The organism is Streptomyces sp. NPDC026417, assembly GCF_055567695.1.
Genome location: NZ_JBVHPY010000002.1, coordinates 103206 through 115169, shown reverse-complemented (window position 1 = coordinate 115169; position 11964 = coordinate 103206). Strand labels below are relative to the sequence as shown.

Genomic DNA, 11964 nt, shown 5'->3' with positions numbered 1-11964 from the left:
CACCGACGCGGGGTGGAGCAGCTCGGTAGCTCGCTGGGCTCATAACCCAGAGGTCGCAGGTTCAAATCCTGTCCCCGCTACTCGTACCGGAGGGCCCGGCAGCCGAAGCTGCCGGGCCCTCCGGCGTGTCCGGGCGCCGGACGGGTCAGGAACCCTCGTGGACGGCGGCCGGTGAGGAGGCGACCGGGCTCACGCCTCGGCGTCCTCGTCGAAGCTGGCGTAGTACGCGGCGGCCATGTCCTCGTCGCCGTGGCCCTGGGCGGCCGCCCGCGCGAGGCGCTCGGCGCCCGCCTCCGCGACGTCGAGGCGGACGCCGTGCTGCCGCCCCGCCTCGACGATCAGACGGGCGTCCTTGACGGCGGTGGCCACGGCGAAGGCGGGCGGTGTCAGCCGCTCGTTGAGGACGAGATCCGCCTTGGCATGCAGATAGCCCATGTCGAGCGGGCCTCCGGCGATGGCGTCGAAGAAGTCCTGAGGTTCCACACCGAGCGCCTTCGCCAGCGCGAGGACCTCGCCGGTCGCGTTGGTGGCCGCGATGACCCAGCTGTTGGCCACGAGCTTGAGCCGGGTGGCACTGCCCTGTGCGGCGTCGTCTCCGGTCCACACGGTGCGGGCGCCGACGGCGTCGAAGACGGGGGCCACGGTCTCGCGCCCGCTGCCGGGACCGGCTGCCAGCACGAGCAGTTGCCCCGCCTCGGCGGGCTGACGGGTGCCGAGCACCGGGGCGTCGTAGAAGACCAGGCCGTGTTCGCGGGCCAGGGCGGCCAGGGCGGCGGTCGCGTCGAGGCCCGCGGTCGTCGACTGCACCCAGGCGGTGCCGGGCCGGAGCGCCGGGGCGGCCTGCCGCATCACGTCGAGGACCGCCTCGCCGTCGTGCAGCATGGTCAGGACGGCATCGGCGCCGCGTACCGCCTCCGCCGGCGTGTCCGCGACCAGCGCACCGTCGTCGGCCAGGGGCTCGGCCTTGTCGCGGGTACGGTTCCAGACCCGGACGGAGTGCCCGGCCCGCGCGAGGTTGCGGGCCATCGCCGCGCCCATGATGCCCGTCCCGAGGACGCCTACGGTGAGCTTGTCGGTCATGACGTCAACTTCCCTGAGCCGAGTCGTGCGGTGGGGGTGGTGGGGGTGTCCGTGCCCTCCGGCCGACGGCGTCGTGAGGGCGGTCGCGCGGTCAGCCGGACGCCTGGCCGCTGTCCTTGTGGCTGCCCCAGCCGTGCCAGCGGTCGATCTCGATCCAGGCGCTGACCCGGGCGCGTTGGCGCTGGGTGTACGGCCGGCCGAAGTATTGCCGGGACAACCGGTCGATGTCGGCCAGATCCTTGTCGTCCCGCATCTCGGTGACGCGTCCGATGAGCGTTACGTGGGTGTACCAGTCGTCCTTGTCGAGCACCGTCAGCGTGACCCTGGGGTCGTTGCGCAGATGCGCCAGCCGCTTGCGGCCCTCGTCCATGTTCACCAGTACCCGGCCCTCGTCCCAGAGATACCAGGTGGCCGTCGACACCGGCTGGCCGTCCGGGCGCAGGGTGGTGATCACGGCGGGGTTGGGCTTGCCGAGCATGGTGACCGCGTCCTCGGGGAGCGGGGGCTTCGACATGAGGTCTCCTCTGCTTCCGGGTGATGTCTCGTCTCGTGGCCTCCGACCACACCGGATGCCCCGGACGATGCCCTTCCACGCTGCCATACCGGGGAAGGTGAAGCCCCTGCCGGCGGCCGTGTCGCCTTCGGGACGTGTGCGCATGCGGTTGCATACGAGTTCACCCGACCGGGCAGCAGCCCGGGACGCACGGCGTGCCGCTGAGCTGCCCGTACATCCGTCCGGCGCCGAAATGGTTGACCGGGGGACAACGACTGAAAGAACCTCCATCGTTTTGCGCAATTCTTGCAACGACTGTGAGAGTGACGGACCACAACGCCCCTGCTCCGCAGGGATTTTCGGCCGCTGCAAGCTTCGCACTCCAGGAGACCCCCGTCATGATCCTCTCGCGTCGCCGCTCCCTCGCCGCCGCCTGCGTGACCGCCTTCGCGGCGCTCGTCACGACGCTGCTGCCGACGCCCGCCGCCCGGGCGGTCGACGCCCGGGACGCCGACCTCTCCGTGCCGGGCTGTGTCCAGTACTACGAGAGCTGGCGGTACACGACCGTCGAGAACGACTGCGGCACCGAGGTGACGCTCACGGTCGAGTACGCCGACGGCCAGTCGGTCCCGTGCCGGACGCTCCTGCCCGGCGACCTGGCGACCTTCCCCGGCTACGGACCCCAGCTCAACCACGTCACCGGCCTCCGGGAGTGCCCGGTCGAGACGGCTTCGCACTGAGGCCGAGGGCCGGGCGCGGCCCCGGGCCCACCGCCGCAGCAACGGCCCCCATCCGCAACCGGGTCGACGGGCCCGGGTCACACGCTCCGCAGCCAGTCCTGCAGGGTTCGGTAGTCCGCGCCGGTGAGCCCGAGCCGGGGATCGACGCGGTGGAGAAGGGCCCGCTCGCCGTGGCAGGCGGAGACCCACACGCGGTCCCGGTCCGTGATCTCGTCGTCGACCCAGGCGAAGGGGCGCCCGGCCGCCCGGTCGAGAATCGGCCGGGTCTTCCAGTGCAGCCCCATCCGCGCGTCCCGGGCGTCTTCGTCCTCCGACGGCTCGGCACGGGCCAGCACGGGCAGGTCGGGCAACCCGAGGCGCGGCGCGACACACGCGTTCGCCTCATCCATCCACGTCGTCGCCCAGACCAGTTCGCACGGGAGGTCCCTCAGCCTCGGGCCGTGGCCGGGGTCGAGCCGTTCGAGGAGGGGGTTCGCGCCGGACGCGGGGAGGCCGGGGCGCGCGGGGAAGACCGGATACCCGCCCGCGGGCGACGGCGCGCCGAACGGGATCAAGGGGCCGTCGATGTCGAGGAAGAGGAGCGGCCGCTCCGCGGTATCGTGCACCGCCGCACGATACCGGCCCCTGTCCTCGGTCCAGCGCCCGGCCGGGCGCGGCCCCGGGCGCGGACGGCAGGCGGAAAGCGGCCGGTGCGCGCGGCATGCGGGGACCGTGGCGCGTAGAGTGCGCGGCCGTGACCGACTCTTCTCCCGGAGCGCCGTCGCGGCGCGACCGGTCTTCCGGGCAGGTGCGGTGGCGACCGGGAGCGCCGACGGGGGGACGGCATCGACTGCCGAGTGTGCTCGCCGTCTATGCCCACCCGGACGACGAGTCCCTGTGGTCGGGTGGAGTGCTCGCCCGGCACGCGGCCGCGGGCGCGCGCACCGCGGTCGTCACGACGACCTGGACCGCGGGCACCACGCGGGCCGGTGAGCTGGCGGAGGCGCTGCGCATCCTCGGCGCGGGGGAACCGCGGCTGCTCGGCTACGCCGACGCGCGCGTCCCGTATTCGGCCCCGGACGGTCGGCGCTGGTGCGACGTGCCCCTCGAGGAGGCGGTGCGCCGGCTGGTGGCGCACATCCGGGAGTTCCGGCCCCAGATCGTGGTCACCCACGACGCGTACGGAGGCATGACCGGCCACCCGGACCACGTGCACACCCACCGGGCGACCCTGCTCGCGGTCCGGGCCGCCGGTCTCGACCTCGTGTACCCGGACTCGGGTGCCCCCTGGCGGCCGGGTGCCCTCTACTTCGCCACGCACCCGCACTCCGCGGTACGCGCCGTGGGCGATCGTCTGATCCGGACGGGCAAGGCGAGGTACACCGTGCCGGACGAGCTGGTGACCGCGACCGTCGACGTCGGCCCCTGGCTCGCGCAGAAGTGGGCCGCCGTACGGGCGCACCGCTCCGAGGTTGCGCGGGGCGCCGCGCCGGGCCTGATCGCGAGTTGGCCCGCCGACGTCCGGGAGCGGATGCTCGCGACCGAGTGGTACATCCGCCACGAGCCCCCGCCGGGCTCGGCCCCGCAGACGCGTCTCACGGCCTGAGGCGGCGGACGCCCCATCGCCGCGGCCCCGGGGTGAGGACCGGAGGCCCGGGCGCGGGAAGTCCGCGGTGCCGCGTCGAGGCCCGCGGTCGGCCGGGTCGCGCGATCCCCGTCGACGTTCAACCTGTGAAGTCGGGCCGGTGACCCGCGCGCGGTCCTCGCAGGTCACGCGGCACGGGCCGCCCTCGTCAGGGTGCCGGGACCGGGGTGGCGGCAAAGAAGTCCTGTCGGAGGGGTTGCCGTCCGGTTGCCTCATTACTTAAATCAAAGCCTGAACTAAGTATCTGCGTACGGCCGTTCATGCTGTCCGGGCTTTCCGGCCCGGCCGGGGGACTCCCCGCGGTGTGCACCCGGCCGGGGAGTTTGTCATGCCTCGGTCATGGTGGGCACCGGAACCCGCTCTCCTTCACCCGCACGGAGTGGACCAATGAGATTCAGATCCTGGGGGATCGCGCTCGCCACAGCGGCAGCGCTGGTGACCATCCCCGCCCAGACGACACCGGCGAGCGCGGCGGAGGTTCCGCTCTCGCAGGGCAAGACCGCCACCTCCTCCTCGGACGAGAGCGCGGGCACCGCCGCCTCGTACGCCGTCGACGGCAACACCGGCACCCGCTGGTCGTCGGCCGGCACCGACACCCAGTGGCTGCAGGTGGACCTCGGGGCGACGGCCTCGATCACCAAGGTCGTCCTCAACTGGGAGACCGCCTACGGCAAGGACTACAAGATCCAGGTCTCCGGGAACGGAAGCTCCTGGACCGACATCAAGACCGTCACCGGCGGCGACGGCGGGACCGACACGCTCGACGTCTCCGGTCAGGGCCGTTACGTACGGCTGTACGGCGTGTCCCGTGCCACGCAGTACGGCTACTCCCTCTGGGAGTTCCAGGTGTTCGGCGACGCGGGCGGCACACCCCCCGCCGACTGCGGCACCGCCAACGCCGCCAAGGGCCGGACGGCGACCGCATCCTCCACGGAGAACGGCGGCACACCCGCCGCGAGCGCCTTCGACGGGGACAACGGAACCCGCTGGTCGAGTCAGGCCTCCGACCCGCAGTGGGTCCAGGTGGACCTCGGCTCCGCCCAGGACATCTGCAAGGTGGATCTGAACTGGGAGACCGCCTACGGCAAGGAGTTCAAGATCCAGGCCTCGGCCAACGGCCAGGACTGGACGACGCTCAAGGACGTCACCAACGGCACCGCGGGAACCACCTCCTACGACGTCAGCGGTTCCGGCCGCTACGTCCGCATCCTCGGGACGGTCCGCGGCACCGCATACGGCTACTCACTGTGGGAGGTCGCCGTGCACACCGGTTCCGGCGGCGGCACCCCGCCCGTCGAGGGCGGCGGAGACCTGGGCCCGAACGTCATCGTGGTCGACCCGAGCACACCCAACCTGCAGGCCAAGTTCGACCAGGTCTTCGCCAAGCAGGAGTCGAACCAGTTCGGCTCGGACCGCTACCAGTTCCTGCTCAAGCCCGGCACCTACAACGGCATCAACGCCCAACTCGGCTTCTACACCTCGATCTCCGGACTCGGCCTCAACCCGGACGACACGAAGATCAACGGTGACGTCACCGTCGACGCCGGCTGGTTCAACGGCAACGCCACCCAGAACTTCTGGCGTTCGGCCGAGAACCTGTCGCTCAAGCCCGTCAACGGCACTGACCGCTGGGCCGTCGCCCAGGCCGCGCCGTTCCGCCGCATCCACGTCGAGGGCGGCCTCAACCTCGCCCCGAACGGCTACGGGTGGGCGTCCGGCGGCTACATCGCCGACTCGAAGATCGACGGTACGGTCGGTCCGTACTCGCAGCAGCAGTGGTACACCCGGGACAGCTCCGTGGGCGGCTGGACCAACGGCGTCTGGAACATGACCTTCTCCGGTGTCCAGGGTGCTCCGGCCACCAACTTCGACAGCGGCCCGTACACCACGCTCGACTCCACGCCGGTCTCCCGCGAGAAGCCGTTCCTGTACCTGGACGGCAGCACCTACAAGGTGTTCGTGCCCGGCAAGCGCACCAACGCCCGCGGTGTGTCATGGCCCGCCAACGCCGGCGGCACGTCGCTCCCGCTGAGCCAGTTCTACGTCGTCAAGCCCGGGGCGACCGCCGCGACCATCAACACCGCCCTCTCCCAGGGCCTCAACCTGCTGTTCACGCCCGGTGTCTACCACCTCGACCAGACCATCAACGTCAACCGCGCCAACACCGTGGTCCTCGGCCTCGGACTGGCGACGATCGTCCCCGACAACGGCGTCGACGCCCTGCACGTCGCCGACGTCGACGGCGTGCGGCTGGCCGGGTTCCTCATCGATGCGGGCCGCACCAGGTCCGACACGCTCCTGCAGATCGGCGGCGCCAACGCCTCGGCCGACCACGCCGCCAACCCGACCACCATGCAGGACGTCTTCATCCGCATCGGCGGAGCGGGACCCGGGCTCGCCACCAACTCGGTCGTGGTCAACAGCGACGACGTCATCGTCGACCACACCTGGATCTGGCGCGCCGACCACGGCGAGGGCGTCGGCTGGGAGACCAACCGAGCCGACTACGGCCTCGTCGTCAACGGCGACGACGTCCTCACCACGGGTCTGTTCGTCGAGCACTTCAACAAGTACGACGTGCTCTGGAACGGCGAACGCGGCCGGACGATCTTCTTCCAGAACGAGAAGGCCTACGACGTGCCCAACGCCGCAGCCGTCACCCACGACGGCATCGTCGGCTACGCCGCCTACAAGGTGGCGGACAGCGTCAACACCCACGAGGCGTGGGGGATGGGCAGTTACTGCAACTTCACCTCCGATCCGAGCATCGTGCAGCAGCACGGGTTCCAGGTACCGGTGAAGACCGGCATCAAGCTGCACGACATCCTCGTCATCTCCCTCGGCGGAAAGGGGCAGTACGCCCACGTCGTCAACAACACGGGAGCGCCGACCTCGGGGACGGACACCGTGCCGTCCAAGATCACACTGTTCCCGTGACACCGGCCACGACTGGCTGAACGGCTGATCCCGCACCTGTGGCCCGTCGCGCTCGCGGCGGGCCACAGGTCCCTTGCCGGGGGAGCGGATCAGCCCGTCCTGCGCTCCGGCCCCGCCAGGATCCGGCTCTCCATCGCCTCGTACTCCTTGCGCTGCCGCTCCGCGCTGCGGCGCCCGGACATCATGGTGCCGACCCACCCGAACGCGAAGCCGAGCGGGATGGACACCAGACCCGTGGTGGTGAAGGGGAACCAGTTGAAGTCGACGTCCGGGAACGCGGCGGTCGGCGTCCCGGAGACCAGCCTGGTCCCCGGCATGAGCAGCAGCACGGTGAGTGACCCGCCGATGAGCGTGCTCAGCAGACCGCCCCGCGTGAAGCGGCGCCAGAACAGGCTGTAGACGAGGGCGGGGGCGATGGCCGACGCGGCCAGGCAGAACGAGACGGTCGCGAGGGGCTGCAGACTCCTGTCCTGGACCAGACTGGCCAGCAGGATCGCCGGAACACCCACGAGCACGGCGGAGACACGGGCGAGTCCCATCTCGCGCCGGGGCGCGAGCGGCTTGTCACGGCTGCCGAACACGTCGTGCGCCAGGGAGTTGGCGCAGGCGAGGATCATCCCCGCGACCGAGGCCAGCAGCGTCAGGAAGATCGCCGTGGTGACCGTGGTGAACAACAGGGTCTCGGCCCTCGACAGATGCACTCCGAGGGCGGCCCGCGACCCCAGCAGATACGCCGTGTGGCCCCTCGGATCGGCCGCGGTGACGCCCGCCCGCCCGATCAGGGCCGCCGCGCCGACGGCCACCACGGTGATGATCACCACGAAGAGGGCCACCGACGACACCGCCCACGACATCGCCCGGCGGACCTGCCAGGCACTGTCCGCGGTGAACATGCGCATGGTGACGTGCGGCAGACACGCGCCGCCCAGCACGATGGCGAACTGCGTGCTGATCATGTCCAGTTCGGTGTGCGGGCCGCCGGCGAACTGCAGCCCGGAGCGCAGGAACGCCGAGCCCGCCCCGCTGCCGTCCGAGGCGGCGCCGAACAGCGACCCCGCGTCCCAGCCGAAGGTCCGCAGGATCAGCACGCTGACCACGGCCCCCGAACCCAGGAGCATGACCATCTTGAGGATCTGGACCAGGGCGGTGCCCTTCATGCCCCCGATGGCCGCGTAGCTGATCATCAGGGCACCCACACCGATGACGCAGCCGGTCTCCATGGTGCTGCCGGAGAACCCGAGGATGTACGCCAGCAACTGCCCGGTGCTGGCCAGTTGCACCAGCATCATGGGCATCAGGGAGGCGATGGTGACCACGCATGTCGCGATGCGCACCGAGCGCCCCGGCATCCGCCGGGCAAGCGCGTCGCCCATGGTGAACCGGCCCGTGTTGCGCAGGGGTTCGGCCAGCAGGAACATCAGCAGCACCAGCGACAGCAGGGTGCTCAGGGCCAGTACGATGCCGTCGTAGCCGCACAGGGCGATGACGCCGCCGATGGTGAGCACGGTCGCCGCGGAGATGTAGTCACCGGCGATGGCGAGGCCGTTGCGCATCGGCGGCAGTGAGCGGTAGCCCGTGTAGAACTCGTCCAGGTCGTCGTGGTCCGGCCCCGTCATCACGCACAGCAGGAGCGTGACGGTGACCACGGCGAAGAAGGCGACGAGTGACCAGGACTGAGCGGAGCCGCTGAAGTCCGTCATCGGCCCTGCTCCGGCCGGTCGAGCCGTCCTCTCCGGCGGCGCAGGCGGCGGGCGAGCGGATCGACGTAGCGGCGTGCGGTGAACTCGTACAGCGCGATCGCCAGCCAGGTGACGGGGAGTTGGACGAGCCCGATCAGCATGCCGGTGGTCAGCCCCCCGGTGACGGGCTCCGTCATGAAGGAGGGAGCGTAGGCGGAGAGACTCAGGAAGAGGGTGAAGTAGCCGAGGGCCGCGAAGGTGGCCACCCGGCGCTGCCAGCGGTAGGCGCGGCGGAGGATGCGCAGATCCCTGTGGTGCCCGGACGAGGAGCGGAGTGAGGACCAGCCGCGTAAGGGCTCTCCCGACGGCGGCCAGCTGCGGGGGACGGGTGGGGTAGGGCGGGCGCTGTGCGGTCGGGCTGGGTACGACTCGGACGGGTCGTAGGACATCCCGGTTCTCCTAGCACGGCTTGGGCCCGGTGAGCGCGGGCCGCAGGGAGGTGGGGGGAGCGGTTTCGATTTCAAGTTCGAGTCATCGCACGCTATGCGGCGTTTGCGTGTCGCGCGGGACTTTCCCCGAACTGGCTGGTCGGACCGCGTCCGGCGCTCTGACCTCGCATGTTGGCCCTGTGCAAGCAGTGGTTGATGCGACTTCCGGGACGTACGGAGCCGCTGCGAAGGGCAACGCGGAACACGCGCCCTTCCCGATCAGGGAACCCGGGAAGGGCGCGTCCTCACAGGACGTGTCGCCCGTGACTCGGCTCGGTCGGTCCGGTCGTTCCGCCGGTCGTCAGTCCGTCGCGACGCGTCGCCCGCTGAGCTCGGCCCCGTCGATCCGCACCCACAGCTCACGCTCCCCGCCGGCCCACGGGGCGCTGTACGCGGCCTCCTCCAGCCGCCGTACGGCGTCCGGTTCCGTCACCCGCGCGGCGCGGCCCCGGACGAGCACACTCCAGCCCTGGCTGAGGGCGTCGTCGATGTGGTCGGCCTCGAAGGCGACCAGGGTGCCGTCGGGCACCGCGGGCGTCGTGCCGGGTGCGGTGCGGTAGACGACCGCGCCGTCCACGACGCTGTAGTTGAGCGGGACGATGACGGGCCCCTCCACCGTGTCCACCGCGAGCCTGCCCACCCCGTGGGTCGACAGCCGCGCCCGGCACTCCTCGGCGCTCAGTTCGACCAGTTCGGGGTGGCGGGCGGCCCGGCCGATACCGGGCGGCAGGTCGGCGTCGCCGCCGCGCAGCGCCGCGACGCTGGTGCGGAGGGCGTCGGCGAGCCGGATGAGGATGCTGGTGCCGGGCATGGCCGTGGACTGTTCCTCCAGGTACCGGATGTAGCCCGGAGCCGTGCCCGCCCGCAGGGCAGTCTCCGTGCGGGTCAGGCCGAGTTCCTCGCGTCGCAGGGCGATGCGGCGCCCGATGTCGCCCCGGGCGGTACCGGCCGCCGCGGGCGGCGGGCCGGACGGTGTCTGCTCGGACATGGAGATCACTGCCTCTCGTCGGAACGGCCCCGGGGGACCCTTGGCCCCTCGTGCGTCAGGTCCCGGTGGCGCTCCCTTCGAGGACGACCTTGAGCGCGCCGGTGTCGGCGGCCCGGGAGAAGACGTCGTAGGCCTCCTGCATGTCGTCCAGCGGGAAGGTGTGGGTGACCATCGGCGATGCGGGCAGCCGGCCGGCGGCCAGCATGCGCAGCAGGGTCGGAGTGGAATGCGTGTCGACCAGGCCGGTGGTGATCGTCACGTTCTTGATCCACAGGTCTTCGAGGTGCAGGGTCGCCGGCTTGCCGTGCACGCCGACGTTGGCCACGTGGCCGCCGGGCCGCACCATGCGCGTGCACGTCTCGAAGCTCTGCGGCACCCCGACCGCCTCGATGACCGTGTCGGCGCCGAGCCCTCCGGTGAGGTCGGCGACCAGCTGCTCGGCCTCGTCGCCGGCCAGGGCGACGGCGTCGGCACCGAAGCGCTTGGCCGCGTCCAGCCGGGCGGGGGCGAGGTCCACCGCGATGATCTTCTCGGGAGAGTAGAGCCGAGCCGTGGCGATCGCCGCGAGCCCGACCGGCCCGGCCCCCACGACGGCGACGGTGTCGCCCGGCCGCACCTGCCCGTTGAGCACGCCCACCTCGTAGCCGGTGGGGAAGATGTCGGCCAGCAGCACGGCGTCCCTGCTCGCCGTGGCGCCGGGCAGCGGGTGCACGGACAGGTCGGCGTAGGGGACCCGGACGTATTCGGCCTGTGTGCCGTCCGTCAAGTGTCCGAGGATCCATCCACCGCCGCCCCGGCACTGCCCGTACACGCCCTCACGGCAGAAGCGGCAGCGCCCGCAGGCCGAGATGCACGAGACGAGGACCCGGTCACCGGGGCGGACCGTCCGGACGTCGCTGCCCACGTCGACGACCTCGCCGACCGCCTCGTGTCCGAGCACCGTTCCCGGCCGGACCTCCGGGACGTCTCCCTTGAGGATGTGCAGGTCCGTCCCGCAGATGGTCACGGCGTCGACGCGGACGATCGCGTCGGTGGCCTCCCGGACCGCGGGATCCGGCACGTCCTCCCAGGACGCCTGCCCGGAACCGTGATACACGAAGGCCTTCATGGCGTATCCCTCCTGGGAATGGCTGACACTCCCAGCGTGGCCGCTCCGGATGCGTCGCACATGGGCTGACCGGCCCCCGCGGCGGGTCCACACGGGCAGAGAATCACGGGACGGACGCCGCCGCGGGCCGTGTCGTCCCGGGCCGTGACCGGAAGGCCACCGAGGGCTCCGGGCCGGTGCCCTCAGTGCGGGCCCGGGTCCACCGTCGTCGTGATCCGGGTGAGGGCGGGGCGCCGTGGCACGGAGCCGAACCCGAACCGCACGGGCGGTGCGACGGGTGCCATGGCACCGAGGTCGGCGCCCTCGAAGACGGCCGAGACCGCGCGGACCGGCCGCAGATCACGGGCGCCGTACCACTCCCTGCGACCGCCGCCGGCGCTGCCGCGGGTGCGTACGCCGGGCAGCAGAATCCGCGCGGGCAGGTCCGTCAGCGCGCTCCACGCCGGACTGCGGCCGAGCGCGCCGGGCACCGCACACAGCAGCAGTCCCAGGAGCCCCCGGCGGCCCGTCGTGAAGGACAGGAGGAGGGGGCCGGCGACGACCGTCCACGTGTCGCCCTCGGCCCGTACGTCGACGGGGACCACCCGCACGGTGTCGAAGGTGTAGGTGCCGCTGACGAAGTCCGCCGTCTCCCGGGTGGGCGCCAGCAGCACCCGCTCCCCGTGGGGGCGCTCCAGCATCACGTCGCTGAACGGACCGAACGGCGAACGCGGCCAGTGCCCCAGCACGATGCGCGTCCCGGAGGACGTGCCGAGGCCTGCGATCCAGCCGTCGAAGCGCAGCCGAGACGACCGTCGCGTCCGGTCGGCGAGCGGGCTCATCGGCGC

At 71.7% G+C, this 11964-nt stretch carries 11 protein-coding genes and 1 tRNA gene; 4 read left to right on the top strand and 8 right to left on the bottom strand.

Going from position 1 to position 11964, the window contains the following annotated elements; all coding sequences use genetic code 11:
• The first annotated feature begins 6 nt into the window (after positions 1–6).
• Positions 7–80 (top strand) — tRNA-Met (locus tag ACZ4NT_RS03215).
• Positions 81–189: 109 nt separating this feature from the next.
• Here the strand turns inward: ACZ4NT_RS03215 and ACZ4NT_RS03210 are convergent.
• Positions 190–1080: an NAD(P)-dependent oxidoreductase gene (locus tag ACZ4NT_RS03210; RefSeq protein WP_121409132.1), complete on the bottom strand. Its 891-nt coding sequence runs from the start codon at positions 1078–1080 to the stop codon at positions 190–192.
• 91 nt (positions 1081–1171) lie between these two features.
• Positions 1172–1594, bottom strand: a complete 423-nt coding sequence (locus ACZ4NT_RS03205; protein ID WP_467723040.1) for a PPOX class F420-dependent oxidoreductase — start codon at positions 1592–1594, stop codon at positions 1172–1174.
• A 377-nt stretch (positions 1595–1971) separates the two neighbouring features.
• Here ACZ4NT_RS03205 and ACZ4NT_RS03200 point away from each other — a divergent pair, with 377 nt between their 5' ends.
• Entirely contained in the window at positions 1972–2313 is a 342-nt protein-coding gene (locus tag ACZ4NT_RS03200; protein WP_467723038.1) for an alpha-amylase, read from the top strand.
• Positions 2314–2390: 77 nt separating this feature from the next.
• On the opposite strand, the gene ACZ4NT_RS03195 is transcribed toward ACZ4NT_RS03200, so the two are convergent.
• Positions 2391–2918 (bottom strand): HAD domain-containing protein, encoded by a 528-nt coding sequence (locus ACZ4NT_RS03195; RefSeq protein WP_467723037.1) that lies wholly within the window; start codon positions 2916–2918, stop codon positions 2391–2393.
• A gap of 224 nt (positions 2919–3142) precedes the next feature.
• Here ACZ4NT_RS03195 and ACZ4NT_RS03190 point away from each other — a divergent pair, with 224 nt between their 5' ends.
• Entirely contained in the window at positions 3143–3898 is a 756-nt protein-coding gene (locus ACZ4NT_RS03190; RefSeq protein ID WP_467723557.1) for a PIG-L deacetylase family protein, read from the top strand.
• A 426-nt stretch (positions 3899–4324) separates the two neighbouring features.
• On the top strand, positions 4325–6874 hold the full coding sequence (locus ACZ4NT_RS03185) for a discoidin domain-containing protein (RefSeq protein WP_467723035.1): 2550 nt from the start codon (positions 4325–4327) through the stop codon (positions 6872–6874).
• An 89-nt stretch (positions 6875–6963) separates the two neighbouring features.
• On the opposite strand, the gene ACZ4NT_RS03180 is transcribed toward ACZ4NT_RS03185, so the two are convergent.
• The 5 genes from ACZ4NT_RS03180 to ACZ4NT_RS03160 all read right to left on the bottom strand — a co-directional run bounded on the left by ACZ4NT_RS03180 (position 6964) and on the right by ACZ4NT_RS03160 (position 11958).
• The gene (locus ACZ4NT_RS03180) at positions 6964–8574 is read right to left on the bottom strand and encodes a sodium/solute symporter (RefSeq protein ID WP_467723034.1); all 1611 of its coding nucleotides are present in this window, start codon (positions 8572–8574) and stop codon (positions 6964–6966) included.
• Positions 8571–9002 carry a DUF485 domain-containing protein gene (locus ACZ4NT_RS03175; protein WP_467723032.1) on the bottom strand — a complete coding sequence of 144 codons (432 nt, stop codon included), beginning with the start codon at positions 9000–9002 and terminating at the stop codon, positions 8571–8573. Before ACZ4NT_RS03175 ends, ACZ4NT_RS03180 begins: the two co-directional genes overlap by 4 nt.
• A 340-nt stretch (positions 9003–9342) precedes the next feature.
• Complete coding sequence (locus tag ACZ4NT_RS03170; protein WP_121409490.1) at positions 9343–10029, bottom strand: pyridoxamine 5'-phosphate oxidase family protein; 687 nt, start codon at positions 10027–10029, stop codon at positions 9343–9345.
• Between the two features lie 55 nt (positions 10030–10084).
• Positions 10085–11137, bottom strand: a complete 1053-nt coding sequence (locus tag ACZ4NT_RS03165) for a zinc-dependent alcohol dehydrogenase family protein (RefSeq protein WP_467723030.1) — start codon at positions 11135–11137, stop codon at positions 10085–10087.
• A gap of 182 nt (positions 11138–11319) precedes the next feature.
• Positions 11320–11958, bottom strand: a complete 639-nt coding sequence (locus ACZ4NT_RS03160; RefSeq protein WP_467723028.1) for a hypothetical protein — start codon at positions 11956–11958, stop codon at positions 11320–11322.
• Positions 11959–11964 lie beyond the last annotated feature (6 nt).

Coding starts and splice junctions, on each gene's coding strand:
- ACZ4NT_RS03160 (WP_467723028.1), bottom strand. CDS start 11,958: ATGAGCCCGCTCGCCGACCGGACGCGACGGTCGTCTCGGCTGCGCTTC.
- ACZ4NT_RS03175 (WP_467723032.1), bottom strand. CDS start 9,002: ATGTCCTACGACCCGTCCGAGTCGTACCCAGCCCGACCGCACAGCGCC.
- ACZ4NT_RS03200 (WP_467723038.1), top strand. CDS start 1,972: ATGATCCTCTCGCGTCGCCGCTCCCTCGCCGCCGCCTGCGTGACCGCC.
- ACZ4NT_RS03170 (WP_121409490.1), bottom strand. CDS start 10,029: ATGTCCGAGCAGACACCGTCCGGCCCGCCGCCCGCGGCGGCCGGTACC.
- ACZ4NT_RS03185 (WP_467723035.1), top strand. CDS start 4,325: ATGAGATTCAGATCCTGGGGGATCGCGCTCGCCACAGCGGCAGCGCTG.
- ACZ4NT_RS03205 (WP_467723040.1), bottom strand. CDS start 1,594: ATGTCGAAGCCCCCGCTCCCCGAGGACGCGGTCACCATGCTCGGCAAG.
- ACZ4NT_RS03165 (WP_467723030.1), bottom strand. CDS start 11,137: ATGAAGGCCTTCGTGTATCACGGTTCCGGGCAGGCGTCCTGGGAGGAC.
- ACZ4NT_RS03180 (WP_467723034.1), bottom strand. CDS start 8,574: ATGACGGACTTCAGCGGCTCCGCTCAGTCCTGGTCACTCGTCGCCTTC.
- ACZ4NT_RS03210 (WP_121409132.1), bottom strand. CDS start 1,080: ATGACCGACAAGCTCACCGTAGGCGTCCTCGGGACGGGCATCATGGGC.